This is a genomic window from Maricaulis salignorans, assembly GCF_900103475.1.
Classification (GTDB): domain Bacteria; phylum Pseudomonadota; class Alphaproteobacteria; order Caulobacterales; family Maricaulaceae; genus Maricaulis; species Maricaulis salignorans.
Genome location: NZ_FNHG01000004.1, coordinates 54,434 through 79,765 on the forward strand (window position 1 = coordinate 54,434; position 25,332 = coordinate 79,765).

At 63.2% G+C, this 25,332-nt stretch carries 26 protein-coding genes and 2 tRNA genes; 7 read left to right on the forward strand and 21 right to left on the reverse strand.

Annotation, left to right across the window (positions count from 1 at the left end):
* Positions 1-23: 23 nt before the first annotated feature.
* The 5 genes from scpB to BLT42_RS04955 all read right to left on the reverse strand — a co-directional run bounded on the left by scpB (position 24) and on the right by BLT42_RS04955 (position 4,837).
* On the reverse strand, positions 24-827 hold the full coding sequence (gene scpB / locus BLT42_RS04935) for an SMC-Scp complex subunit ScpB (RefSeq protein ID WP_091767714.1): 804 nt from the start codon (positions 825-827) through the stop codon (positions 24-26).
* Entirely contained in the window at positions 820-1,665 is an 846-nt protein-coding gene (locus tag BLT42_RS04940) for a segregation and condensation protein A (RefSeq protein ID WP_233342327.1), read from the reverse strand. The genes scpB and BLT42_RS04940 overlap by 8 nt, the downstream gene beginning before the upstream one ends.
* Positions 1,637-2,653 carry a beta-N-acetylhexosaminidase gene (gene nagZ, locus BLT42_RS04945; protein WP_091767717.1) on the reverse strand — a complete coding sequence of 339 codons (1,017 nt, stop codon included), beginning with the start codon at positions 2,651-2,653 and terminating at the stop codon, positions 1,637-1,639. Before nagZ ends, BLT42_RS04940 begins: the two co-directional genes overlap by 29 nt.
* The gene (locus BLT42_RS04950; protein WP_091767720.1) at positions 2,650-3,513 is read right to left on the reverse strand and encodes an SPOR domain-containing protein; all 864 of its coding nucleotides are present in this window, start codon (positions 3,511-3,513) and stop codon (positions 2,650-2,652) included. The genes nagZ and BLT42_RS04950 overlap by 4 nt, the downstream gene beginning before the upstream one ends.
* 115 nt (positions 3,514-3,628) lie before the next feature.
* A complete protein-coding gene (locus tag BLT42_RS04955; protein WP_091767723.1) occupies positions 3,629-4,837 on the reverse strand; it encodes a deoxyguanosinetriphosphate triphosphohydrolase in 1,209 nt (402 codons plus the stop codon).
* Positions 4,838-4,902: 65 nt separating this feature from the next.
* Between BLT42_RS04955 and erpA the strand changes: the two genes are divergently transcribed.
* From erpA to BLT42_RS04970, 3 genes are read left to right on the forward strand one after another with little or no spacing between them, the layout of a single operon-like run.
* The gene (erpA, locus tag BLT42_RS04960; protein ID WP_091768149.1) at positions 4,903-5,232 is read left to right on the forward strand and encodes an iron-sulfur cluster insertion protein ErpA; all 330 of its coding nucleotides are present in this window, start codon (positions 4,903-4,905) and stop codon (positions 5,230-5,232) included.
* Between the two features lie 55 nt (positions 5,233-5,287).
* Positions 5,288-5,635 (forward strand): DUF1428 domain-containing protein, encoded by a 348-nt coding sequence (locus tag BLT42_RS04965; protein WP_091767726.1) that lies wholly within the window; start codon positions 5,288-5,290, stop codon positions 5,633-5,635.
* A gap of 7 nt (positions 5,636-5,642) precedes the next feature.
* Positions 5,643-6,329, forward strand: coding sequence for a nitroreductase (locus BLT42_RS04970; RefSeq protein ID WP_091767729.1), 687 nt, complete (start codon positions 5,643-5,645; stop codon positions 6,327-6,329).
* Positions 6,330-6,332: 3 nt separating this feature from the next.
* Here BLT42_RS04970 and BLT42_RS04975 read toward each other — a convergent pair whose 3' ends face one another.
* Complete coding sequence (locus tag BLT42_RS04975; RefSeq protein ID WP_091767732.1) at positions 6,333-7,595, reverse strand: M1 family aminopeptidase; 1,263 nt, start codon at positions 7,593-7,595, stop codon at positions 6,333-6,335.
* Between the two features lie 220 nt (positions 7,596-7,815).
* Here BLT42_RS04975 and BLT42_RS04980 point away from each other — a divergent pair, with 220 nt between their 5' ends.
* Complete coding sequence (locus BLT42_RS04980; protein WP_091767736.1) at positions 7,816-8,604, forward strand: exodeoxyribonuclease III; 789 nt, start codon at positions 7,816-7,818, stop codon at positions 8,602-8,604.
* A 9-nt stretch (positions 8,605-8,613) separates the two neighbouring features.
* Here BLT42_RS04980 and BLT42_RS04985 read toward each other — a convergent pair whose 3' ends face one another.
* The 5 genes from BLT42_RS04985 to BLT42_RS05005 all read right to left on the reverse strand — a co-directional run bounded on the left by BLT42_RS04985 (position 8,614) and on the right by BLT42_RS05005 (position 15,447).
* Positions 8,614-9,570, reverse strand: a complete 957-nt coding sequence (locus BLT42_RS04985; protein ID WP_091767739.1) for a DUF3137 domain-containing protein — start codon at positions 9,568-9,570, stop codon at positions 8,614-8,616.
* Between the two features lie 30 nt (positions 9,571-9,600).
* Positions 9,601-12,399 (reverse strand): valine--tRNA ligase, encoded by a 2,799-nt coding sequence (locus BLT42_RS04990; protein ID WP_091768152.1) that lies wholly within the window; start codon positions 12,397-12,399, stop codon positions 9,601-9,603.
* A 71-nt stretch (positions 12,400-12,470) separates the two neighbouring features.
* The gene (locus BLT42_RS04995; RefSeq protein WP_091767743.1) at positions 12,471-13,094 is read right to left on the reverse strand and encodes a DUF2497 domain-containing protein; all 624 of its coding nucleotides are present in this window, start codon (positions 13,092-13,094) and stop codon (positions 12,471-12,473) included.
* A 91-nt stretch (positions 13,095-13,185) separates the two neighbouring features.
* The gene (locus BLT42_RS05000; protein ID WP_091767746.1) at positions 13,186-14,568 is read right to left on the reverse strand and encodes a TolC family outer membrane protein; all 1,383 of its coding nucleotides are present in this window, start codon (positions 14,566-14,568) and stop codon (positions 13,186-13,188) included.
* Positions 14,569-14,793: 225 nt separating this feature from the next.
* Positions 14,794-15,447, reverse strand: a complete 654-nt coding sequence (locus BLT42_RS05005; protein ID WP_091768155.1) for a protein-L-isoaspartate O-methyltransferase family protein — start codon at positions 15,445-15,447, stop codon at positions 14,794-14,796.
* Between the two features lie 186 nt (positions 15,448-15,633).
* Between BLT42_RS05005 and BLT42_RS05010 the strand changes: the two genes are divergently transcribed.
* Positions 15,634-15,707: transfer RNA gene (locus tag BLT42_RS05010), tRNA-Cys, on the forward strand.
* A gap of 86 nt (positions 15,708-15,793) precedes the next feature.
* Here the strand turns inward: BLT42_RS05010 and BLT42_RS05015 are convergent.
* Positions 15,794-16,150, reverse strand: coding sequence for an Mpo1-like protein (locus tag BLT42_RS05015; protein WP_091767749.1), 357 nt, complete (start codon positions 16,148-16,150; stop codon positions 15,794-15,796).
* Between the two features lie 381 nt (positions 16,151-16,531).
* Between BLT42_RS05015 and BLT42_RS05020 the strand changes: the two genes are divergently transcribed.
* A tRNA-Asn gene (locus BLT42_RS05020) sits at positions 16,532-16,607 on the forward strand.
* A 23-nt stretch (positions 16,608-16,630) separates the two neighbouring features.
* On the opposite strand, the gene BLT42_RS05025 is transcribed toward BLT42_RS05020, so the two are convergent.
* From BLT42_RS05025 to BLT42_RS05040, 4 genes are all read right to left on the reverse strand, one after another.
* Positions 16,631-17,368, reverse strand: coding sequence for a prephenate dehydrogenase (locus BLT42_RS05025; RefSeq protein ID WP_233342328.1), 738 nt, complete (start codon positions 17,366-17,368; stop codon positions 16,631-16,633).
* Between the two features lie 73 nt (positions 17,369-17,441).
* The gene (locus BLT42_RS05030) at positions 17,442-18,116 is read right to left on the reverse strand and encodes an SET domain-containing protein-lysine N-methyltransferase (RefSeq protein WP_091767754.1); all 675 of its coding nucleotides are present in this window, start codon (positions 18,114-18,116) and stop codon (positions 17,442-17,444) included.
* An 86-nt stretch (positions 18,117-18,202) separates the two neighbouring features.
* Positions 18,203-20,080, reverse strand: a complete 1,878-nt coding sequence (locus tag BLT42_RS05035; protein WP_091767757.1) for an ABCB family ABC transporter ATP-binding protein/permease — start codon at positions 20,078-20,080, stop codon at positions 18,203-18,205.
* A gap of 84 nt (positions 20,081-20,164) precedes the next feature.
* Complete coding sequence (locus BLT42_RS05040; RefSeq protein ID WP_091767760.1) at positions 20,165-21,145, reverse strand: LysM peptidoglycan-binding domain-containing protein; 981 nt, start codon at positions 21,143-21,145, stop codon at positions 20,165-20,167.
* 134 nt (positions 21,146-21,279) lie between these two features.
* Here BLT42_RS05040 and BLT42_RS05045 point away from each other — a divergent pair, with 134 nt between their 5' ends.
* The gene (locus BLT42_RS05045; protein WP_091767764.1) at positions 21,280-21,843 is read left to right on the forward strand and encodes an LOG family protein; all 564 of its coding nucleotides are present in this window, start codon (positions 21,280-21,282) and stop codon (positions 21,841-21,843) included.
* Here the strand turns inward: BLT42_RS05045 and BLT42_RS05050 are convergent.
* The 5 genes from BLT42_RS05050 to BLT42_RS05065 all read right to left on the reverse strand — a co-directional run bounded on the left by BLT42_RS05050 (position 21,840) and on the right by BLT42_RS05065 (position 24,587).
* Positions 21,840-22,043: a helix-turn-helix transcriptional regulator gene (locus BLT42_RS05050; protein ID WP_091767767.1), complete on the reverse strand. Its 204-nt coding sequence runs from the start codon at positions 22,041-22,043 to the stop codon at positions 21,840-21,842. The two genes, BLT42_RS05045 and BLT42_RS05050, sit on opposite strands and share 4 nt — an antisense overlap.
* Positions 22,040-22,426, reverse strand: a complete 387-nt coding sequence (locus BLT42_RS05055; RefSeq protein ID WP_091767770.1) for a hypothetical protein — start codon at positions 22,424-22,426, stop codon at positions 22,040-22,042. Before BLT42_RS05055 ends, BLT42_RS05050 begins: the two co-directional genes overlap by 4 nt.
* A 1-nt stretch (position 22,427) precedes the next feature.
* Complete coding sequence (locus BLT42_RS15105) at positions 22,428-22,589, reverse strand: hypothetical protein (protein ID WP_176780259.1); 162 nt, start codon at positions 22,587-22,589, stop codon at positions 22,428-22,430.
* Between the two features lie 157 nt (positions 22,590-22,746).
* Positions 22,747-24,090 (reverse strand): glutamate--tRNA ligase, encoded by a 1,344-nt coding sequence (gene gltX, locus BLT42_RS05060; RefSeq protein WP_091767773.1) that lies wholly within the window; start codon positions 24,088-24,090, stop codon positions 22,747-22,749.
* A 68-nt stretch (positions 24,091-24,158) separates the two neighbouring features.
* Positions 24,159-24,587: a hypothetical protein gene (locus tag BLT42_RS05065; protein ID WP_143024051.1), complete on the reverse strand. Its 429-nt coding sequence runs from the start codon at positions 24,585-24,587 to the stop codon at positions 24,159-24,161.
* Positions 24,588-25,332: the final 745 nt, after the last annotated feature.

A 25,332-nucleotide genomic window follows, 5' to 3' on the forward strand; every position in this document is an offset into this window, starting at 1 on the left:
CCCGGCCCCGTCCAATGCGGGGATCAGATATCTTCGCTGCCAACATCAGCATCATCATCCATGAAGTCGATATGGAAAGTGCGCTGATCCTCTTCATCGAGCGGGTCTTCGCCATCGACATCGCCCTCCGAACGGCCCGGATCGGGCATGAAGAAATCCGCCGGAATGCGGGCGTCGAGCAGGCCGGCCGCCTTGAGATCGGCCTGACCGGGCAAATCGCCGATCGAGGCCAGTCCGAAATATTCCAGGAAGCGCGGCGTCGTGCCATAGGTCAAAGGCCGCCCCGGTGTGCGGCGACGACCGCGCGGACGGATCCAGCGCAGCTCGAACAGAAGGTCCAGCGTGCCCTTGGAGACCGCGACACCGCGGATCTCCTCGATCTCGGCGCGCGTCACCGGCTGGTGGTAGCCGATGATGGACAGGGTCTCGAGCGCCGCCTGCGAGAGCTTGCGCGGCTCCTGACGCACCTCATTGAGGGCGTCGGCCAGATCCGGCGCCGTCTCGAAACGCCAGCGCCCGCCAACCTCGACCAGACGCACGCCGCGCGAGGCGTATTCCTCGGCCAGGGTTGCCAGCAGGGCCTGGATATTGGCCTCCAGCGGCAGGCGACCAATCAGGGTTTCCTCGTCGAGGGGCTCGGCAGCGGCAAACAACAGGGCCTCGAGCAGGCGCAGATTCTCCCGCTCGGTATCCACTGCCAGCCTCAGGCCGAGCGCTTCAGATGCCTCGCGATCAGCGCTCGGACCCTGATGCTCGGCGCGCGCACGCAGGCTGGCAATCGCGTCGCTGATCGGGTCGGCAATCCGGGTTTCCTCGTCATCACTCATCGGCAGTCTCATCCCTCTGGCAGGCCCGCACATAGAGTGGAGCATAGGGCTCGCGCTGCCGCAGCTGCGCATGCCCGTCCCTGGTGATTTCCAGCGCCGCCAGCACCGAGCTCGCCCGCACGGAGATGCGCGGCGGCGGGTTGGCTCCCAGATCCGCTTCGTCCGGCAGCAAGCTATCAAACTCGCGCCAGTCTTTCACCTGCGGCAGCACTGTTTCCAACCGCTCACGCGCAGTTTCCAGACCGTAAACGCGTGGCGTTTGTGGCCGGTAGACCGAGCGGATCCGGGCCGAACGGCGTGTGCCATAGGCGGAGAGGAGATCATGCAGATCGGCCTCGTAAATCACCGAACGGGTCGAGCGCACGCCTTCCGGCGCCCCGCGCAGGAAGACATCACGGTTTTCCAGCGGCCGCGCATGCAGGGCTTCACCGGCGGCGCGCATCGCATCGAGCCGGCGCAGGCGGAAAGCCAGCGCCTGGGCCAACACCTCGACCGGTTCATCGTCATCCTTGGGCGGTTTTGGCAGGAGAAGTTTGGACTTGAGGAAGGCGAGCCAGGCCGCCATCACCAGATAATCGGCCGCCAGATCAAGCCGCTTGCGGCTGGCAGCGGCCATGAAGCCGAGATATTGCTCGGCCAGTTCAAGGATGGAGATGCGGGCCAGGTCGATTTTCTTCTTGCGCGCCAGGGCGAGCAGAAGGTGAAGCGGGCCTTCAAACCCGTCGAGATCGACGACGAGCGCATCCGTTTCGGCCTCCTCGGCCGCCTCGAATTTCAGCTCTTCCTCGAACTCAGTGTTCACGCCGCCCTCACCGTCTGGCCAACTCCAGCAGCTCATTGAGCTCTGATTCGCCGGTTTCCGGGTCGAAATCCTCGATTGCCTCGCGCGCCGTCTCGGCCAGATGTGCCCGTTCGAGCGCCTTGCCGTCCAGCCTTGGAGCGGCCTCCGCGACCTGGCGCATTTCATCGCGATCACCATTGCAGTGCAGCAAAACATCGCAGCCGGCGCGGATCGAGGCCTCGCCGCGCTGACGGAATGTACCCGACAGCGCTTTCATGGAGAGGTCGTCGGTCATCAGGAAACCGTCAAAGCCGATCTCGCCGCGGATCACATTGCCGACCACATCGGGCGAGGTGGTGGCCGGATTTTCCGGGTCGATATCGGCGTAGACAATATGCGCCGTCATCGCCATCACGGCCGTATTGAGCTTGCGGAAGGCGGCGAAATCCGTCTCCGAGAGCAGGCCATGTTCCTCGGTGACGCGCGGCAGTGCCAGATGACTATCGGCATCGGCACGGCCATGACCGGGGATATGCTTGATCACCGGCGCAACACCCCCCGCCATCAGCCCGTCCATCGCCGCCTGGCCCAGCAGGGCAACAATATCGGGCGTCTCGCCAAAGGAGCGATCGCCGATAATGTCGTCAGCGCCGGGAATGCGCAGATCAAGCACGGGCGCACAATCAACATCGACGCCGACACCGCGCAGTTCATGCGCCAGCAGGCGGTGATTGAGGCGCACCGCTGCGATCGCCGCTTCCGGCTCGCGCTCGAACAGATCGCCAAACAGCTGGGCCGGCGGCGCCTTGCGCCAGGTCGGCGGTTTGAGGCGGGCGACGCGTCCGCCCTCCTGGTCGATCAGGATCGGCACATCGCGGCCAAGCGCATCGCGCAGGCTTCCGGTCAGGCGGGTGAGTTGTTTCGGCCCGTCGATATTGCGCGCGAAGAGGATGAAACCCCAGGGATCGGCATCGCGGAAAAAGGCCTTCTCGACCGTCGTGAGCTTGGGCCCAGACAATCCGTAGATCGCTGCACTGATGCTCATCGACGCGCCACCAGGCAATCCTGCCCGCCCTGTTGCAGCCGGCCACAATAGGCCACCGCTGCATCCCGGCTGGCGAAGGCGGCAATGCGCAGGCGATGGTAAATGCCGCGATTGGGAATATCGACCTCGACCACATCGGGAGCCACACCCGCAGCAATGCTGGAGAAACGGGTGCGGAAGGCCAGCCAGGCGGCCTCGGCATCAGCTTGCGAGCGGAAGGACGCGATCTGAACCACCCATTCGCCACTCGTATCGACAGCGATCCCGGATGCCGCCGGGGCGGGCTCCGGCTCACGCGCCGGCGCAGGGGCTGGCGCTTCCGGCTCGGCGCGCTGCGGCTGGGAGGGTGCGGAGCGCTCGGGCTCCGGGCGGGCCGGCTCGGGGCGGTCAGGAGCCTGACGCGGCGTCACATCGGGCGAACGGGCCGTGTCCGGCTCGGTCTGCGTGCCGGTCTGATCGGCTGTCACTGTTTCGATCCGCAGGGCCGGACGGCTCTCATCGAGCGGCTCTTCCGGTCCGGGACGCGTCGTGACGGCCTCATCGGTATGATCCTCGCCACTCAGCCGGTCATAGACTTCCATATCGGTATCGGGCGTCTGCACACCGCCGGGATCGAGCGGGCGTTCGCGATACGGCTCGGTATTGGCCAGCAGGCGCGGCGCGCCATCGCGGCCGCTTTCGCGCAGGCCCTGATTATAGGCGCTCCAGACAACGGCGAGAAACAGTACGAAAACGGCAAAGGCCGCAGCCAGCAAAAGCGGGCCGCGGCGCGAATCTTCATCGCGCGCATCAAATGTCGCGAACTCATCAGTCGGTGGTGCATAGGCCCCGAGGCGAGCGTCGTCGTCCTGATCGGTCATTTTATCCCGGCGTCTGGCAATGATCCTGCGCCGCGCGAATCGCACGGCACCCCATTACGATAACATTGTCTGTCCCATGCACTTACCGGTCTGGCAGGCCGTGAGGCAAGGCGCATCAGAAATATCCCTGCACGGTAAACAGCCGGCGATGTTCCTCGACGGCAAAGCGGTCGGTCATCCCGGCGATGTAATCGCAAACCGCCCGCGCTGTCTGCGCCGAACCGGCCTCGCCCATATCGCGTTGCACATCGGGCGGCAGCACACCGGGATCGGAGAGGTAGAGATCGAACAGATCGCTCATCACCCGCTGGCCCTGGCTCATCATGCGGTTGACCTTGTAATGGCGGTACATATTGGCGAACAAATGCCGCCGTAGCGCCGCCAGGATTGCCAGCATGTCCTCGGAGAAGGCGACCATGGGCTGATCCAGCTGGCGCAGGGCATCGGCACTGGCCGGCTGTGCTTCGGTCAGACGCCGTTTCGTCTCCTCGAGCACATCGCCCACCATCAGGCCGATCAGCTCGCGCACCGCTTCATGGATCATCACATTGCGCTTGATATCGGGCCAGCGCGTCTCGACGCGGCGAAAGATGTCGCCCAGCAAAGGCAGGTCGAGCAGCGGCTCAAGCTCCAGCAGACCGGACCGCAACCCGTCATCCAGATCGTGATTATTATAGGCGATATCATCCGACAGCGCCGCGATCTGGGCTTCAAGCCCGGCATGGGTGTGCAGCTCGAGCGAGCGCCAGTCCTCATAGTCGGTGAAGGCCCAGGCAAGACCGGAACCATCACCGCCGGCCGGCATGAGCGGGCCATTATGCTTGACCACGCCCTCAAGGGTTTCCCAGGTCAGATTGAGCCCGTCGAATTCCGGATAGCGCACCTCCAGCTTGGTGACGACGCGCAGGGTCTGGGCATTGTGATCAAACCCGCCAAACGCCTTCATCTTCTCGGCCAGAACCCGCTCACCGGAATGGCCGAAAGGCGGATGACCGAGATCATGGGCCAGGGCCAGCGCCTCGGCGAGATCCTCATCGCCGCCCAGCGCCCGCGCCAGGGTGCGCGCGATCTGCGAGACTTCGAGCGAATGCGTCAGGCGGGTGCGATACTGATCGCCCTCATGGGCAACGAAGACCTGGGTCTTCTCCTTCAGACGCCTGAAGGCACCGGAATGGATAATCCGGTCGCGATCGCGCTGGAAGGCGTTGCGCATGGCACTGTCGGGCTGGGCAAACAGCCGGCCGCGCGATTGTGAAGGATGGCACGCATAGGGCGCGCGAAACCGGTCATTGGCCGCTATCATCATGTCGCTCAGCTCTTTCATCAATGCCGGTGCGGGTCCATATAGAGCAAGACGCCCTGAAACTGAACGCCGGATATGGCCCAATCATGACGACATCTGTGACACTTTCCGCCAATGCGGCCCGGCAGATCAACACCATCATCTCCAGCCAGGCGGCAGCCAGCCTCCTGCGCATTGGCGTGGTCGGTGGCGGCTGTTCCGGGTTTTCCTACACATTCGACCTCGACACCGACGTCCAGCCGGACGATCTCCTGCTTGAGCGCGACGGCGCCAAGGTCGTGATCGACGAGGCCTCCCTGCCCTTCCTGGAAGGTTCGGAGATCGATTATGTCGACGAGCTGATCGGCGCCTCCTTCAAGATCCACAACCCCAATGCCACCGCCGCCTGCGGCTGCGGCACGAGTTTCTCGGTCTGATTCAGGGCCGAAACGCTGGCCCGGATTGCCAGCCTGTCGATGAAGGAGCGATTTGATGGCTTATGTTCAAGGTTATGTCGCAGCCGTACCGAATGCCAATCGAAAGGCGTTTGAGGACAGCAGCGAAATCATGATCGCCATGATGAAGGAATATGGCGCTCTGGAATGCGTCGATTGCTGGGGCGTCGATGTGCCCGATGGCAAGATCACCTCATTCCCGCGAGCGGTGAACAAGCAGGACGACGAGACCGTTACCTTTTCCTGGGCGATCTGGCCGGACAAGGCCACCTGCGACGCCGCGATGGAAAAAATCATGTCCGATCCACGCATGACGCCGGACGTGATGCCCTTCGACGGCGAACGCATGATCTTCGGCAGTTTTGAAAAGATTGGCGAGGGTTGAGCGCGACATGACAATCCCGCATGGCGTCGCTGACGCCCTGGCCGCACGCATCTCGACGCGGGCCTATCTCGACACCCCGGTCAGCGAGGCGCAGGTCCGCGACTTGCTGACCCTCGCAGCCCGCGCGCCATCAGGCGGCAATCTCCAGCCCTGGCAGATCAATGTCGTGACCGGCGAAGCGCGCCAGCGCGTGATCGATGCGGTCAAGGCGACCCAGGCCGAGCATCCCTTCGGCGAGCCGGAGCTGGAATACCAGATCTATCCCAAGCCGATCATCGACCCCTGGCGCGCCCGGCGTTTCGCCTGCGGCGAGGCCGTCTATGCCGCGATGGATATCCCACGCGAGGACAAGATGGCCCGCCTCACCCATGTCGCGCGCAATTTCGAATTCTTCGGCGCACCGGTCGGGCTCTTCGTATCGATCCACAAGGACATGCAGCCGGGCCAATGGTCGGATCTGGGCATGTTCATCCAGTCCCTCCTGCTCGCCGCCACCGAAGCCGGCCTGGGCACCTGTGCCCAGGAGGCCTGGTCGATCTATCCCAAAACGGTCAAGACCGCCGCCGGCATCCCAGCCGACTTCACCCTGTTCTGCGGCATCGCCCTGGGCCATGCCGATCCGCTTGCCCCGGTGAATGCCACGCGCACCGAGCGCGCGGATGTCGATGAGTTTGCGCGCTTCGCCGGCTTCTAGCGCCTATTCGGCCAGCACCGCCTCGAATGCCTCCCGATCCTCGCGCCCGGCGACGGTCTCGAATACGTCCAGCATTTGCGGTGTAGTGGACACACGCGCCTGCATCATCGACCGGATGAAGCGTGCAAACGGCTCGCGCCCGATCAGCGCTTCGGCGCGTGCCAGCGCCAGCGGCCCTTTGCGGTACGCCACGAGATAGGGCGGACGGTCGGTCGTCTGGGGCGTCCAGACCGGTGGAAGTTCCTGCGCCGCAGCCTCGACCTGGCGCTGGTAGGCTGCGATGCGGTCTTCATAGGCGGCCTCGCCAAGAGCATCCCGCATGGCGATGATGGCGATGTAGTCGGCAAAACTCTCATTGAGCCAGTTTTCGACCGTCATGGCATTGCCATGGCTCCAGTAGTGACTCAGCTCGTGGCAGATGAACTGGGTCAGGCTGGCCTCGGAAGTCTCCGCGATATCGGTCAGCGCGATCAGCGTGCCGCGGGAATAGCCCCCTTCATCGCGGCTGGTTACAATGATGGAAGCATCCGGCAAGGGGCCGGCACCGGCTGAAAGGTCATTGAGATAGCCTGTGCAATGCTCCAGCGCACCGGCCAGAGCGTCGAGATTCTCGCCGCCCGGATTGCGCGTGTCATGGATGACATAGCCAGGCGCCTCGATGCGACGGGCGTCCGACATCAGGGTAAAGGCCAGATCCAGCGCCGGTATGTCCTGGTCAATGTGAAACCCGCCGGCCGTCCGCGTGATGGCTTGCATGGTGACGCCGTCCCACTCACCCGGCAGCCAGATGTCCAGATCAGCGGTCACCAGGGATGAGAAGCGCTGATCGAAGGGCAGCCAGAAACTGTCGACGGTGAGCTCGACCTTGTCCGTATCGAGCGTATTGATCGGCGATCGCGCCGGTTCGGCGAAGAGCGCGCCGGAATAGGTCATCGTCACCACCCGGTCGGCGCCATTCACGCTGGGCGCGAGCACCACCGTGTAGGTGCGCATTGCGCCGTTGAAGCCCTCGGCCAACACGCTGGTGGCCGAGACGACATCGGGCCCGCCGATCTGCGCCTCCCCCAGCGCCGCGCTGAGCAAGAAGCTGACCTCGGTCAAATCATCCTCATGCGCCGTGATGGTCCAATCGGCTGCCAGGCGTCCCGTCTGCGGGCTCAGACGCAGATCGCCATCATAGTGAAAGCGGGCCTCCTGAGCCGTGGCCGCAGCACCCAGACTGGCCGCTGAGGCAAGCGCAAAAAGTATGGATCTGGAAATCGGCATGTCATTCCCCCGAGTGGTCAATCAACACTCTGATGCGCCAGGACCGCAGATCGGATGCAAATGGCGGTCACCACGCGGCCGGGGCCCGATGGTTTCGACCGTGCCGGGGAAAGCATCCATCGCCAGAAAATGCTGTGCAGTCCAGCCTGTAGCCTGGCTTCTCTCTCCGCCGAAACGGGTTAGACTGGACGCCTCCCGATCATCCAGCCCTGGATCACTCATGACCCTCACTATCGCAACCTGGAACGTCAATTCCATCAAGGCCCGCCTGGCCAATGCGCTCGACTGGCTGGCCGAGGCCAAGCCGGACATTGTCTGCCTGCAGGAGATCAAGACGGTCGATGAGGGCTTCCCGCGCGAGGAGATCGAACGGCTCGGCTATAACATCATCACCCATGGCCAGAAGAGCTATAACGGCGTCGCCATCCTGTCGAAATTCCCGATCGAGGAGGCCCTGCCCGGCCTGCCCGGCGATGAGGAAGACGAGCAGGCGCGCTATCTCGAGGCGGTCATCTCGGCACCGAATGGCCCGATCCGCGTCGCCTCGATCTATCTGCCCAATGGCAATCCGGCACCGGGTCCCAAATATGATTACAAACTGGCCTGGATGGACCGTCTCGCCCGCCACGCCGAAACCCTGCTCAAGCTGGAAGAACCACTGGTCCTGGCCGGCGATTACAATGTCATCCCGCGCGACAGCGATTGCTGGGATGCGGAAGTCTGGGAGATGGACGCCCTCGCCCTGCCGCAAAGCCGCGCCGCCTTCGACCGCCTCAAATGGCTCGGCCTGACCGAGGCCTTTGAACAGCTCGATGGCCGCGCCCACCAGTATACATTCTATGATTACCAGGCCGGCCGCTGGAACAAGGGCCAAGGCATCCGCATCGACCACCTGCTGTGCTCACCACAGGCCGCGGATCATCTGGAAAGCATCGATATCCACAAGGCCACGCGCGGCGAACCCAAGGCGTCGGATCATATTCCGATCGTCGGGACGTTTTCGCTCTAGGCTCAGGCTTCAGCCGCCCTCGCCCAGCTCGGGCGGTTTGACCAGGTTTTCGATGATGTCGATCACCCGGGTGAGATCATCGATGATGGTCTTGATACGGGCCTCGTCGGCGAGGGGCTTGAACATCGAGCCGGCCTCGAACTGATTGCCGGTCTCGGCCGCGATCAGCAGCTCGCCCTCGCCGCTATGCTCGTCAAAGGCGGCGCGGACATTCTTGCCCTTGAGCGCCTTTTCCAGCCGGACCAGGCGTTCCATGAAGGCCGGGTCGAGCATGTAGCGCGCCAGCACCTGATCGGTGCCATAGACCTCGAAGGCCTTCTCAAATTCTGGATCGACCAGGGCGACGCGTTCGAGCTTTTTCGAGCCGAAGGAGCGGCCCAGCGCTGCGAGCCCGTTGAAGATGCCGGCATCGCGCGTGATCACGGTGACGCCCTCGACCTTGCGCGGGAAATTGATGCGGATCAGCACACCGCGGAAGACCGTGACCCAGTGGGTCGATTTGCCGGAGCGGCGGCGCTCCTCGAGATGGGCTTCATAGAGCTCGAAATCACAGCCCAGCCGTTCGCCCGAAAAATGGTCCTCGAAACGGCAGCGCGTATAGGAGGGCAACAGGCCATAGGCGCGGAAGGTTGCGAAGCGTGCCGGCTCGGACGGCGCGAGGGCGTAGTTGAGCTGGCAGACCTCGGCGATCTTGGTGTTGAGCTCGGCCTTGATTGTTTTGCGCAGGCGTTCCATCCGCCGGCCGCCGATCAGCATTCCCGCGACCAGGCCGAAGAAGGTCCCGATCAGCGGGAACATGAATTCCGGTTCGCGGGTATAGAAATACACGCCGGCGGCAAGGCCGATCAGCGACATGCCCGCAGTCCAGGCGATGAAGCGCGAGACGCTGGCCTTGCGCTCGGCTTCAAGCGACGCCAACCATGGCTCCAGCGTCTCGCGCCAGAGCCCCTGAAATGCTTCGTTCATGCCGTCCCCCCCGGTAACGCCGCGACCCGGTTACATCGCGGCCAGCCGCTCCAGTGCCTCAACCATTTTGCCACGTTGCGTCGCATAGTCAGCCAGTTTCTCGCGCTGTTCGGCGACGAGGGCTTCGGGCGCATTGGCAATGAAACGCTCATTGCCAAGCTTGCCCTCGAGCCGCTTGATCTCGCCATCGAGCTTGGCGATTTCCTTGCCGATACGGGCACGCTCGGCGTCGAAATCGATCACACCGGCGAGCAGCAGGGCGAAGGTCGCCTCGCCGACCACGGTCTGGGCCGAGGCCTGCGGTGCACTGTCGGACGGCGTCACACTGGCCAGGCGCGCCATGCGCTTGATCAGCGTGTCCTGACGCTCAAGCCGCGCCAGGGTTTCGGCTGACGCACCAATCACGGCGACATCAAGCTGGGCACCCGGCGGGATATTCATCTCGGCGCGCAGGCGGCGGACATCCGTGACCAGACCGATCAACCAGTCCATCTCGGCCTGGGCTTCCGGATCGGTGAGTCCGTCCAGCTGTGGCCAGGCGGCGGTGATCAATTGCGTGTCGCGCGTGCCGGTCTGGGCCCACAGCTCTTCGGTGACGAAGGGCATGAAGGGGTGGAGGAGTTTGAGCGCCTGGTCGAGTACGAAGGCGGTCGTCGCCCGCGTCTCGGCCTTGGCGGCCTCGTCCTCGCCCATGAAGAGCGGCTTGGCGAGTTCCAGATGCCAGTCGCAGAATACATTCCACACAAAGCGATAGGCCGCAGCCGCCGCCTCGTTGAAGCGGAAACCATCGAGCCCGGCATTGACGGCCTTCACCGTCTGCTCACACTCGGACAGGATCCAGCGATTGACGGTCTGCTTGACCGATTTCGGATCGAAAGCAGCGTCCGGCTTGCACTCATTCATTTCGCAGAACCGCGCCGCATTCCACAGCTTGGTGGTGAAATTGCGATAGCCTTCAACGCGGTCGACCGACATACGGATATCGCGGCCCTGCCCGGCCTGGGCGGCCAGGGTGAAGCGCACGGCGTCGGCACCATAGGCGTCGATCAGCTCAAGCGGGTCGATCACATTGCCCTTGGATTTCGACATTTTCTGGCCGTGCTCATCGCGGACCAGGGCGTGGATATAAATATCCTTGAACGGCACCTCGCCCATGAAATGCAGGCCCTGCATCATCATGCGGGCGACCCAGAAGAAGATGATGTCGAAGGCGGTGATCAGAACCGAGGTCGGGTAGAAGCGCGCCACTTCCGGCGTCTCCTCCGGCCAGCCCAGGGTCGAGAAGGGCCACAGGGCAGAGGAGAACCAGGTGTCGAGCACGTCCGGATCTTGCTGCAAGTTCACTCGAAGCTTATCGCCTCGACGTCCGTACCGGACGGATGGATTGCCAGTATCCCCAACCGTCACATCAACATCTGCCCCGTAGAACTCCTTCGCTGCTGCCAGCGCCTCTAGTTCAGTCGCCGCGACAAAAATCTCAGGGTTCATTGTGTTGAGAACGGACCTGCCAGTCTTGTCCGGCGTAGCCTCCAACTCTTTGTGGCTCGGCCCATACCAGGCCGGAATGCGATGCCCCCACCAGAGCTGGCGCGAGACGCACCAGGGCTGGATATTGCGCATCCATTCGAAATAGGTCTTTTCCCAGGACTTGGGATGGAAAGTGGTTTTCCCGTCCTCGACGGCAGTGATGGCGTCCTTCGCCAGGGTGGCGGCATCGACATACCATTGGTCGGTCAGCCAGGGCTCGATCACGACATTGGAGCGGTCACCGAAGGGCTGCATCACCAGCTTGTCCTCGACTTCGCGCAGCAAGCCGAGCTCGTCCATGCGGGCGACCAGAAGTTTGCGGACCTCGAAACGGTCGAGACCACGCCATTCGGCCGGGATGCGGTCGAGACCGCCCGTGCCGTCATCCTCGGTCAGGAAGCGCGCTTCGCGGTCGAGCAGGTTGATCTTGGGCAGGTCATGGCGTTTGCCGACCTCGAAATCGTTGAAGTCGTGAGCCGGGGTGATTTTCACACAGCCTGTGCCCTGCTCCGGGTCGGCATGCTCATCGGCGACGATGGGAATTTCGACATTGGCGATCGGCAGACGGATCATCTTGCCGATCAGATGGCTGTAGCGCTCATCATCGGGATGCACGGCCACAGCGGCATCACCGAGCACGGTTTCCGGGCGCGTGGTCGCAACGACCAGCTCGCCGGAGCCATCGGCCAGCGGATAGGCGAAATGCCAGAAATGACCCTGGACTTCGCGATTCTCGACTTCGAGATCGGAAATCGCGGTCTGGAAATGCGGATCCCAGTTCACCAGCCGCTTGTCGCGATACATCAGGCCTTGCTGGTGCAGCTCGATGAAGACTTTCTGCACGGCAGCGGACAGACCATCATCGAGGGTGAAGCGTTCACGGCTCCAGTCACAGGAGGCACCGAGACGGCGCAATTGCCCCATGATCTCGCCGCCGCTTTCCTCTTTCCATTCCCAGACGCGGCTGATGAAGGCTTCGCGGCCCATATCGCGGCGCGAGATATTCCCCTCGGCAGCCAGCTGGCGCTCGACCACCATCTGGGTCGCGATCCCGGCATGGTCGGTGCCCGGCTGCCAGAGCACGCTGTCACCGAGCATGCGCTTATAGCGGATCAGCACGTCCTGCAGCGTATTATTGAGCGCGTGGCCGATATGCAGACGGCCCGTCACATTGGGTGGCGGAATGACAATGCAGAAGGGATCCGCTTGCGGATCGTCCTTCGGCTTGAAGGCACCGGATGATTCCCAGGCCTGATAGAGGCGGGTTTCGGCTTCGCGGGGGTCGAATGTCTTTTCCATCATGGGGCGCATGAATAAAGGGCACCGACTATTCAGTCGATGCCCTTTAATGAATTCTGCTCTGCCCCGTGCAGTTAGCGACGGCGGCGCGCCACCCGGTCGATCTCGGCCTGGACCTTTTCATCGACAATACCGGGCAGATTGGTGTCGAGCCATTCCTTCAGCATCGGACGCAAAAGTGCGCGGACCACGCCTTCCAGCGTGCGACCTTCCTCGTCCGAGATCCGGATGGTATCGGCCAGCGAATGAAACGAGCCCATCGCAGCAGAGGCTGCCGGTTCGCTCATCAGCGCGTCTTCGATCTCGGTCTCGACCGAATCAAAATCCATTACCGGTTCGGGCTCTGGCTCGGGCTCGGCTTCCGGTTCGGGCGCGATTTCCTCGGCGACGATTTCAAAATCATCCTCGCGGTCGACAATCATCAGATCATCATCACCGACAATCGGATCCGTGCCGCCCTCGGGCTCATCGATGCGGTCGGTCAGCTCGAGCACATCACCGGCATCATCATCGCCCGCATCGCCGAATATATCGTCGATCGCGCCCTGATCATTGCCGTCCGCCTCGGGTTCGGGCTCCGGCGCTGCCGCAGCAGCCGGTTCGGCCTCGGCCGGGGCGTCGTCTTCATTGATGATCCGTCGAATCGAGGAGAGGATCTCCTCCATTGATGGCTCGTTGTCGGTGGCTTGTTCTGCCATGGTCGCGCACGTCCCTAACCGGTCGTTTCTCGTATCAGGCGAATAAACCGGGCGCAGCCCTGCCTGTCCAGCCCAAGAATCTCTAATCAGGCTAATTCCAGGGTGTTAAATCAAAGTTAGGGAAGCCCGAACCTTCCGGCTCGCCTGCCACATCATAGATTTCAACATTGAGCCCCATCCGATCGGCGGACAGCAGTCCCATGGCCTGGAGCAGGCGATAGCCCGCGACGTAGGAATCACGTTCCGCGGTCACCAAAAGCAGCCGCGAGGCCAGCAATTCCTGTTCAGCATCAAGCACATCAAGCGTTGTTCTCAAGCCGACATAGGCTTCCTGCTCGACACCATCGAGCGCGATCTCATTGGCTCGGACCGCCTGACGGCTCGACTCGATCACCGCCTGGGAGGTGATGTAGGCATTCCACGTATTCGTGACGCCTTCAGTGACCTGACGACGCGCCAGCAAGGTCTGCTGCCGGGTCTGGTCCTCCTGGGCGATAGCGGCACGCACGCGTGACCGATTCAACCCACCGGTGAAAAGCGGCACCGAAACCTGACCGACGATCGAGGTCGAATCACGCTCGTCACCGGCATAGGAGGCATCGCGCGAACCGGATGCGGAGGCCGACAGCGTCACCTGCGGGCGCAGCGAGCTACGCGCCATCCGGATCGAATGGCTGGCGGCCTGCTCGCCATACTGGGCGGCCAGCAATTGCGGGCTGAAGCGATAGGCGGTCTCGGCGGCATCAGCGAGATTGTCCGGCAATTCAGGCAGTGCCGGCGGATCCTGCAATGTCGCCGGCGGCTGACCGGTCATGCGCTCATAGGCGGCACGGCTGGTCGCCAACTGGGACTGGGCGGAGGACAATTGAGCCTGGGCACCCGACAGGCGCGCCTCGGCCTGGGCCACATCCGTACGGGTGATCTCGCCGACCTCGAAACGATCACGGGCCGCCTGAAGGTGCTGGGCCAGCACATCGGCATTGCTACGGCGAATATTCACCACTTCGGAATCGCGCCGCACATCCATGAAGGCGGTAATTGCATCGACCAGAACGGTTTGCTCGACCGACCGAAGGGATTCGCGGCCGGCATAGATCAGCGCCGTCGCCTGGTCGACCGCACCGCCATTATAGCCGCCGCGATAGATCGATTGGCTGGCGGTCAGCGAATAATTCTTCGGGGTGGAATCGCTCTCCGAGCTCCCGGCCAGCGGAGAGCCTGCGCCACTGACCGACTCGCTCTGCTGGGCGCTGATCGACGCGGAGGCCGAAACTTGTGGCAAATAACCGGCCCGCGCCTGGATGCGCCCCTCATCGGTGGCGCGCAATCGCGCGCGCTCAGCCTGCAAGGTCGGGTTGGAGTTATAGGCCAGCGCCAGACTCTCTTCGAGACTCTGCGCCTGCGCCGCCGCTCCCATCGCCAGGAGCGATACGCAACCGGTCGCCGCCATTGCCCACAATTTCAAACGCGTCATCTGCAAATCCCTCTACCGGCAGCAAGCCAATATCACCTCGGCACTGCCATCATAACGCGTCGTGCGCGAGAGGCCAGCACCACTCTTGTCGCAGCCATATAGGCATTGCCACATTACAATTGAACAGTGTTCACCGTGATACTTCCGTAATACCGGCCCTATTACCGTGTTTAACGGCCTGCACCGGGAAATCCGTCGCCCGAATGCAACACTTGCTGCAGCGCGCTAGAGCGAGAAGCCCGGTTCCAGCGCAAAGCCTGGCAAAAGCCTGGCCGTCGCATCAAACACGACGCGCTCGCCAATCCCCGCCGCCGAACGGGTGAAGACGGTCGCTTTGCCGACCGGCCCCTTGCGAATGATCGCCACCAGACGTCCGCCCGGCGCGAGCTGGTCGAACCAGGCCGCCGGCACTTCACTGATCGAGCCATTGACGAAGATCACATCGAACGGCCCCTGCTTCGGCACGCCAAGCTTGGGATCACCGGCAATCACGACAGCATTGTCGGCATCAACCTTCGTCAGGAGATCGCTCGCCCGCGCCAGACCGTCCTCATCATCATCGAGACCGACAACGGTTTCAGCCATGTGCGAGAGAATCGCGGTCGAATAGCCGCGGCCGCAGGCGATATCGAGCACGAGTTCATCAGGTTCGATGGCGGCGGCTTGAATCAGTTTCGCCAGATCGCGTGGCCGCATCATCGTGCGCCGGTCACCGGTCGCGACTTCGGAGTCCGCATAGGCCAGGGCAATGCGGGCGCGCGGCGTAAACAAATGCCGTGGCACAGCCATGAAAGCCGCAATCAGTCGGCGATCGGTGACGTCGGCCGGACGAATCTGGCAATCCACCATTTGTTTGCGGGCCTGATCAAGTTCGTTCACGGCTTTCTCCCTGCCTGGGTCCGGCGGTGCACCGGTACTGCCGCTGATATATCCCGGCGCGGGCGAGACGGGCAAGCACTGTGCTGCGTGCGCGTCATTTGGTAGCCGCACTGACAAGTTTCACCTGGCCATGCCCTCGCCGATTGCCCCCGGCGCGCGGCACGTTTATAGCTCCCAACAGAAGCTGGCACCGTGGCGGAGTGGTTACGCAGCGGATTGCAAATCCGTCCACCCCGGTTCGATTCCGGGCGGTGCCTCCAAAGCTTCTACCCGCTTCCAGACATCCTGTTTTCCCTGGACCGCCAGATTTCCCTGGATCGGCAGGCCCGGCCCATGCCGGCCCCGATCAAGGCTCTGAACGCACCACACCTGCGGCATCGGCTATCCCGGCCTTCTCAAGCTCGATATCGAGCCGCCCGGTGAGGAACATCACATACATCCGGAAATCCCCGATCAGAGACCAGAGCGGATAGGTGAAGGTCGCCGGCTTGTTACGCTCGACGAAGGCATGGCTGATCCAGGCGAAGAAATATCCTGCCACAGGAACGGCCAGCAAGGCCCACCAGGTCTGCGTCAGCACGGCGCCCACCAAGACCAGCACCGCCAGGGTCGAACCGACATAATGCCAGTGCCGCGTCGCCGGCCTCGCATGCTCGCGCAGATAATAGGGCCAGAATGATTCGAAATTCTGATGTTCCCGCATGTGATTCTCCCCGGAATTGCCGTCACAGACCCTTATCACAGCCGGCCGGCCGAGCGGAAACCCGCTGCGTCATGGATAATTTGCACATAACGCAATAGGCCATATTTCCATGTATCGATTAGGATTTCAGCAATCACACTAAACCAAATGCCAAATTTTGCCGCCAGAATTAACCTGTTCTTAAGGGATTTTGGGCGATTTTGCTCCTGTCTTCCCGTGAAGACACCCCACCATCCACCCAATGCCTTTTCGGGAGCCCAGACGGCTCCCGATTTTTTTTGCCTGCGAATAGCAGAGCAATTGCAGAACTCTGGCAGCAACGCGCTTGCCACCTCCGCAAAAGCTCTGATATACGCGCCGTCTCGCTTGCGAGAGAGATGTTCCCCGGTAGCTCAGTTGGTAGAGCAAGCGGCTGTTAACCGCTTTGTCGCTGGTTCGAGTCCGGCCCGGGGAGCCACTCTCGCAAGCGACTATATCCCCTCACTCCCCTGTCCGCGCCTCGAGCCGCCCGTCAAACGCACGCGCCGCCTCGAAGAAGCGCTTGCGCAGCGATGCGGCATAAGGGTTGAGCTGCTCGATCGCCTGGAACAGGTCATCACTGTCATTGCGCACCAGATCCGTCGCCTGGCGCAGCAGATCATAGCTTTTGGTGGTGTAGGGCGGTGGCGGGATATCCAGTTCAGCGATCACGCGCGAGACCAGATGGGTGAGCGCCTGCACATTCGCCATGGCGCGGTCATGCGTGTCCGGGTCGGACAGATGCACCTCCAGCCCCAGTCCCTCGCACAGCGCCGCGACCGGCGCGGCATCAACCCCGGTATCCGGACACAGCACGATGGACTGCCCGGCCAGGCCTTTCGCCGCGCTCTGTGGCCCGAACAGCGGATGCGTGCCGATAATGCGCACGTGCGCGGGCAGCCATGCGCGCATCGCCCGCATCGGCTCGACCTTGACCGAAGCGACATCGAGCACCAGCGCCCCCTCGGGCAGGAAGGGCGCGATATCCTGGCAGGTCTGCTCCAGCGCCTGCACCGGCACGGCCAGCACCACAACCGGGCATGCGGCCGCCGCCTCAAGGCGCACCCGAACAAGACCGGGCAGCTCCGCGGCCTGTGGATCATGGCCAAGCAAGTCGAAATGCGGCGCCAGATGCCCGGCGGCGAATCGGCCAAACGCCCCCAGCCCGATCATGCCGATCTGTTTGCGGTCTTCAGCCAATCTGCATTCCCCTCAACTGCCAGCGCGATTGAACGGGATTTCCGGCACCGCGGCCAGCGCGATTGCCTGCGCCTCAGATATGGTGCGTTGTCGCCCCGCAATTGCAGGCGAAGCCACCGACAATCTCGCCCTCATTCTCGATATAGTCGAAATTCACTTCCGAGCCGGCGCGAATCGCCTGCCGGGCACGCAATAGGGGCCGTGCCGGATCGGCAGCGTCGATGACGCTGTTGGCCTCACAGCAATGATTGATATAGCGCAGATAGCCGGTGGGTTCGCAGTGGACATCATCGGTAATGCGCGCGGAATGTGGCGTCTGGACGCTCGTCATCTCGCCGCGGATAACGGTAATCACATCGCCCGCCGCCAGATCGCGCTGCGCGAACACGCCATGCCCATGGATCGCACTGGTCTGGATCGCGACGCGGGCATCATATTCCGCCATGAAGGCCGCCGGAGCCCCCGCAGCATCGCCAAGCCCGACACGGCGGCCGGACAGGACGAGTTCCCCCTCGCCGCGCTCAATCACCCGAAGGTCAAGGATTGCAGTGGCAGCGCCAACCGCGCCCAGTTCGGCAATGAAGCCGTCTTCATTGCCACTGCGGCTGCGCAAATGGGTCGTAACTCCACCCGCGCCCAGCCCTGTGACCTGCCCCATCCACACATCGCCCTGACGGCGAAGCTCGATCCATTCAAACACACGACCGCTATCACCCGGATAACTGGCCAGGAACTCACCAACACGCACAACACCACTCCTATGGAACGAAGCGCAAACTTGGCACAGCCCTAACGTGCGGAAAAGTGCGGCGGAGACACGGTTCGAAAAAAGAGTCAGGGGGCGTCGATGGCCGCCGCGGAATCACCCGCCTCGCTCTGGCGTTTCCACATCCGCGCATAGAGCCCGTCGCGGTCGAGCAGCTCGGCATGTGTCCCGGACTCCGCAATGCGTCCGGCATCCATCACATAGATGCGGTCCGCATTGGCGATAGTCGACAGGCGGTGGGCGACGGCAATCGTGGTCCGCCCCCTCGCCGCCTCGGCCAGCGCTGCCTGCACTTCCTTTTCAGTCTCGCTATCGAGCGCAGAGGTGGCTTCATCGAGCACCAGCACGGCGGGGTTTTTCAGGATGGCCCGTGCCACACCGACCCGCTGTTTCTCGCCGCCCGACAATTTCAGACCACGCTCGCCGACCCGCGTCGCCAGACCTTCGGGCAACGCGCGGACGAAATCGCCGAGCTGTGCCCGCTCCAGCGCATCAAGAATATCGGCCTCGCTGGCCTCCGGCCGGCCATAAATGACATTGGCGCGCAGCGTGTCGTTGAACAGGACCACATCCTGGGGCACCAGGCCGAGCGCGTCGCGCAGGCTCTCCTGGGTGACATGCGTCAGATCCTGGCCGTCGATCAGCACCCGGCCCGCCGCCGGATCATAGAAGCGGAAGAGCAGCCGCAGGATGGTCGATTTACCGGCACCGGACGGCCCGCACAGGCCGACAAAGCTGCCCGGCGCCACATCCAGGCTGACCCCATCGATCGAGCGTGCACGACCATCATGCGCGAAGCCGACCGTATCGAAGCGCACCGCGCCGCCCTGGAGCTGCAAGGGCCGGGCGTCCGGCGCATCGGCGACATCCGGTTTAAGCGCCAGCGTATCGAACAGGCGCTCCATATCGACCGCGCTCTGCTTGATCTCGCGATAGGCCCAGCCCAGGATGTTGAGCGGCTGATAGATACTCATCAGCATCAGCGTCACGGCCGCGACATCGCCGGGCTGCAACGCTCCGTTCCAGGCCTTCCAGCCAGCGACCAGAGCCATGGCCAGCAGGCCGCCATTCATCACCAGCGCCTGGCCGGCATTGAGCACGGCGAGCGAGGATTGTGACCTGGCCGCGGCCTTCGCATAGCGCTGCATCACATCATCATAGGCGTCGGTCTCGCGGCGTTCGGCGGCGAAGGCCTTGACGGTCTCGAAATTGATCAGGCTGTCGACAGCGCGGGCATTGGCTTCATTATCGGCGTTATTCATGTCGCGCCGGATCTTGACCCGCCAATCGGTCACCGACCAGGTCATCGCCATGTAGATGCCGACCGTGGCCAGCGCGATGACGGCAAACTCCCAGCCATATCGCAGGCTCAGCACGCCCGCCGCGAGCACCAGTTCGAGCAAGGTCGGTGCGATATTGAAGATCAGGAAACGCATCAGGAAATCGACCGCGCGGGCACCGCGATCAATGATCCGGTTGAGCGCGCCGGTTCGCTTCATCTGATGAAAGCCGATCGACAGGCCCTGGACATGGCCGAAGGCCCGCACCGAGGTCAGACGCTGGGCGTCCTGGCTGACCGGAGCAAACATCGCATCGCGCAATTGCGGCGCCCCGACCGACAGGAAACGGGCCACGGCATAGGCGATAAAGGCAAAGGCGAATCCGGCCGCCGCGCCGCCGCTCATCCAGCCGATCACCACGCCAGGCTCGGCCGCGGGCGGCTCGTGCGCGGCAATGGCATTGATCGCATCGCCAAAGAAGACGGGAGCATAGACGGCAAACAGTTTGGCGATCACGGTCAGCACCAGCGCCACAACCATGCGGAAGCGCCAGCGCGCCATTTCCGGCGAGGCGAGCAGCCCAAACAGGCGCGCCATGGCCGGGCCGAGCCCGCCATCGGTGGATTTTATGGAATCGTCGTGGGGATCGGGGCTTGAGGGTCTCATCGCGTCCACAGATAGGGCGCGCAGACCTCAAGCGCCAGTGCCGTGCCCGACACGGCCAGCATCACGGCAAGCGGAAGGGTGCGATCACCCCTCGTCCGGTGCCTGCAATACCTGGCCGGGATAGATCAGATCGGGATCGCGGATCTGGCTGCGATTGGCCTCATAGATCACCGTGTATTGCACACCGCGGCCATAGAGCTGACGCGCCAGCCGCCACAGCGAATTGCCCGGCTGCACGATCACCGAATCCGGACCCAGATTGAGGTCTTCGGCAGCGACGCGTTCAAATGGCAGGGCGATCACGGCGGTGACATTGCCGTCGGCATCAAGCTGGTCGACCTGGAGGTCATAGCGGCCCGGCGCCAGCAAGGCACCGGCCTGCAGCGTCCAGCGGCCATCAGCACCGGCGGTAACCGATCCGACCAGGGCGCCATTGGCGAAAATGCGCACGGTCGAACCCGCTTCGGCCCGGCCGGCAAAGATCACAGCACCGGTCTCGTCATAATCAACGGTTTCCAGCACCAGGCTGCCCATTTCCGAATCAGCACAGGACGGACATTGCCAGACACGGCTCGCCTCGCCGGGACGTCCGACGACGACCAGCGGTGTCGCGCCACGCGATTCGGGGATCGAGACGAGCACGACCTGTTCCGAGCGCAATTCGCGGCCATCGCTGACCTGCATCACCAGTCCAAGCTCGATCGCTCCGGACGGCAGGGGCTCATTGAGGATAATTACCCATTCACCGCGATCATTGACCGTCTCGCGGGCGATTTCATCGCCATTGGCGAGCACGATGATCGCTGCGCCGGGCTCACCACGACCGGCAATGACCGCCGTTCCGACCGGCGCCACGCGCACAATATCGAAAACGGGGGCCGCCAGCAGGCTGGCCGTTTCCGCATCGGAAACCGGAGGGGCTCCCGCGGTCACGGCGCTGTCAGGGCGGGTTGGCGATTGTGCAGGGCCACTCAGGGAAGGCCTGTACAGAATGAAGGCCAGCGCGGCGGCGATCGCCAGCGCAGCCAGTGCCGCAGCAATGATAAACGACCGCGTGGCGGTCATGTCCGCTCTCCTGTTTCAAATCGGCCCGGGGCGACGCTGCTATCGATCATGAATTCACCTGATGCAATCCTCGCGCCGCCGGGCCAAGGCGAATACCATCACCATTAAGCAAATCAAACAAGGGCGATGCTTCGATGGCGAAACTAAGGTCGATTGGTGTCTTTTGCGGATCACGTCTTGGTGAACGCGAAAGCTATCAGGACGCGGCCGAGGCGGTCGGACGGGCGATCGCCCGCGCCGGCGCGCGGCTGGTCTATGGCGGCGGCGATGTCGGGCTGATGGGCGTGGCGGCCTCCACCGCCGCAGCCGAGCACGGCACCGTGCTGGGCGTGATCCCCGGCTTCCTGATTGCCCGCGAAGGCCATCTCGACGGGGTCGATGTCCGCATCGTCGAAACCATGTCGGAGCGCAAGGTCCAGCTGATCGACGAGTCCGACGCCTTCATCATCCTGCCTGGCGGCACCGGCACGCTGGAAGAAGTGTTCGACGTCATCTCGCGCCAACAGCTCGACCTGCACGACAAGCCTGTCGTCTTCCTCAATGTCGACGGTTTCTGGGAGCCGCTGGTGGCGCTGATCCGGCACACGATCGACCAGGGCTTTACGCCGCCCTCCCTGGGCGAACATATCCGGCTGGAAGACGATGCGGCGCGTGCCGTGGCCCACATCCTCACCACGCTCGACGCCGCGAAGGCCTAATCGGCCTCTCCCACCGGATCGAACACATCCTCGATGCGCATCTCGAAAGCGCCCGCCAGGGCAAAGGCCAGGGTGAGCGAGGGATCATGCTTGCCGGTCTCGACGGCATTGATCGCCTGACGCGACACGCCGACACGCTCGGCCAGCTCGGCCTGGCTCCAGCGGCGCTCGGCGCGCAGGACTCGAAGACGATTTCTCATGCGTAGCGCCAGCGCAGGATGCAGCCAACGAGACCGGACAGACCGACCATCACCGGCAGGACCCAGACCAGGGAGATGGACGGCAGATCAACCGCACCCTCGACGAAGCCATAGGCGAAGCAGGCAAAGCCCGTCAGCAGGGCCGAGATGAGCATGGATTCCGAGATGATGCGGCGTTTGAACTCGTCGCGCGAGTGGTAGAAGACCATCACCGCATGCAGGCCATACAGCCCCGGCAGAACCGGCAGCAAGGCCAGGCCGCCGCGCCAGAGCGGGGCCAGTTCATAAGTGTTCAGCACAGAGACAGAAGCGAAAAGCAAGGCGGTATAGCCCAGCATCGCGCCGCCGAAATGGACGAGATAGCGTCGGACAGCCGGTTCCATTCTACTCTCCCTGCCCGGTGGATGTGACAGCGGCCGCCTCGCCCGGCGACGCGTCATCGGGCTGACGCACCGCGGAAACCGCGACGATGATCGCGACCAGCGGGCCGATCAGGGCGAGCAACCAGGCGCGCAATTTGGGGGAGTGCAGTCGATTGAGATGCATGTTCGCCTCTATCAGGTATCAATGACTAATTGTCATGCATACCTGACACTCACACCGCCTCATGTCAAGTTGTCCTGACAAAATGACGCGCAGATGAGACAAAAAGGCCCCGCGCAATGCGCAGGGCCTCCTCGAAAACGAAGTGGACAGCCTCGCCCTAGGCGGTTTCGCCCTTGAGCCGGGCGATCGCCCGCTCGCGCCCGATCAATGGCAGCATCACCGCCATCTCCGGCCCGTGGGCTTCGCCGGTCAATGCCAGGCGCAGCGGCATGAACAGCCCCTTGCCCTTGCGGCCGGTCGCCTCTTTGAGCGCCGTCGTCCAGGCGCCCCAGCTGGTCCCGTCGAGATCGCCAGCCGGCAGCATCTCGGCCGCGGTCGCAGCGAATTCGGCATCCTCGTCGGCAATCACCGGCGTCACCGGCCCGGAGACCAGGGCGGCCAGCGCCTTGGCGTCGGAGAGGCGTTCGAGATTGGAGCGCACCCCGTTCCAGAAAGCTTCGCCGCCATCAGCGCCCATGGCGGCGAGACGGTCTTTCACCTCGGCATAGGGTTTGGCGTGCAGCAATTTGGCATTGATACGCTTGAGGTCTTCCGGATCGAAGCGGGCAGGCGAGCGCGACAGCTTGCCCAGATCAAAGCCCTCGAGCAGCCCCTCGACCGTCTCGAAAGCATCGACCGGATCGGACGTGCCCAGCTTGGCCAGCAGCGAGATCACCGCCATCGGCTCATAGCCCTCGACATCGCGGATATCGGAAATGCCGAGCGAGCCGATCCGTTTCGACAGCTTGCCGCCATCAGCCCCGACCAGCAAAGCCTGGTGGCCGAAGATCGGCGCGGCGCTGCCCAGCGCCTCGAAAATCTCGATCTGGGCGCCGGAATTCGTCGTGTGATCCTCGCCGCGGATAATGTGGGTGATCTTGGCGTCGATATCATCGACCACGCTCGGCAGCGTATAAAGATAGCTGCCATCCTCGCGGATCAGGATCGGGTCGGACAGGGAGGTCGTCTCGATCGAGACATGACCGCGAACCATATCCTCCCAGACCACCGGATTGCCCGACAGCTTGAAGCGCCAATGCGGCCGGCGTCCTTCCGCTTCAAGGGCGGCCTTCTGCGCATCGGTGAGTTCCAGTGCCGCACGGTCATAAACCGGCGGACGGCCATTCTTCATCTGCAGCTTGCGTTTGCGGTCCAGCTCATCGCCGGTCTCATAGCAGGGATAGAGCAGCCCGTCGGCGCGCAGCCTGGCGGCGGCGGCCTCGTAAAGGTCAAAGCGCTCGGACTGTTTGAACGTCTCGTCCCAGGAAATCCCCAGCCAGGTCAGGTCCTCACGGATCCCGTCCTCATAGGCCTTGGTCGAACGCTCGGTATCGGTATCGTCGATCCGCAACAAAAACGTCCCGCCCGCCTTTTTCGCGAACAGATAGTTGAAGATCGCGGTGCGAACATTGCCGACATGGAGCTTGCCGGTCGGACTGGGAGCAAAACGGACTTTGGTCATGGGAAAACGCCTGCCTGAAGTTGAGGCGGTGGCTTAGCGCTGTCGCGGGGTTGGGGCAAGCGGGGGTGTCAATATGGGGGGCGGGGACGGCCGGCGAGGAGCCAGTAGGTGAGGCCGGAAATGCCTGCGACAGACGCGATCAAGAATGGAAGCCAGCCGACCGGCTGATCGCCATTTCCGGCGACCAGCAAGGTAGTGAGCGCGAACGAAATACCTGCCGGTACCGCCGCATCGGCGATCCCGCGGCGCCAACCGAACAATCGCACCAGATTCACCAGCACTATGGCCGGGATCGCTGTCAGCACCAGCGTGTAGATGATCACCGCGAGCGCCAACACGAGGCCAGCAGAAAAGTGGCCGCTTCCGTAAATCGTTGCGTCACTGATCATTATGGGAACAGCAAAGGGCGCGCTGAGTGACAGTCCCCCGACGAGACAGGCCAGCAACCAGGCTAGAACCGCTCGCGCACGCCTTTCCTTCTCGAAACTAACAGTCATCCCGGCCCCCTGCGTGACGGCCAATCATGACGCGCCCGATCAGACCGTCCACCAAAATCTTACGGGTCGCATGCCATCCGCGAGTCCACGGCATGGCCACCGCGCGCCCTGCCGAGCCACGACACGCCTCCCGCTGGTGAGGCGGCGCTTCCAGATCAGCTCGTCAGGGTTTCGCCCGGCCCCGACCGGGCAGAACTCACCCTAACCCCCTTGCCAAGCAAGGGCGCCAGACTGGAATTGACAGGTCAAGGGTCCTGACCGCGCAGCGGCGCCTGCGGCGCCCTTGACCTGTCAATTCCAGTCTGGCCGGATCCCGGCATGGGTTTCAGGGCGGGGTGTGGGCCGGGTGGACATGCTCATTCGCCCAAGACAAAAGCTGGAGAGTTGGCCCCCATCCGTTCGACCCAGCGCCCACAAACGAAATGCGAAGCCGTCACCAGCTCCGTCGCCTTCGGCGACACCTCTTCCATCAAGGAAGAGGAGGGAGATCATCGAAGCGGGTCAGATCAAACGCCCTCCTCTTCCTTGATGGAAGAGGTGGCCGCGAAGCGGTCGGAGCTGGTGAGGATGACGGGCGCGACGGTCGGCGGACATTCCCCCCTGCCAACAAACCAACCGTCATCCCACGGCGCGCAAAGCGCGTCCGGGGGACCTCAGCGGTAACGCTGGCCATGAGTAACAGCAGAGCCCGCCGACCCACCGGATCGCTGAGGTCCCCCGGACACTCAGCCGCGCAAAGCGCGCC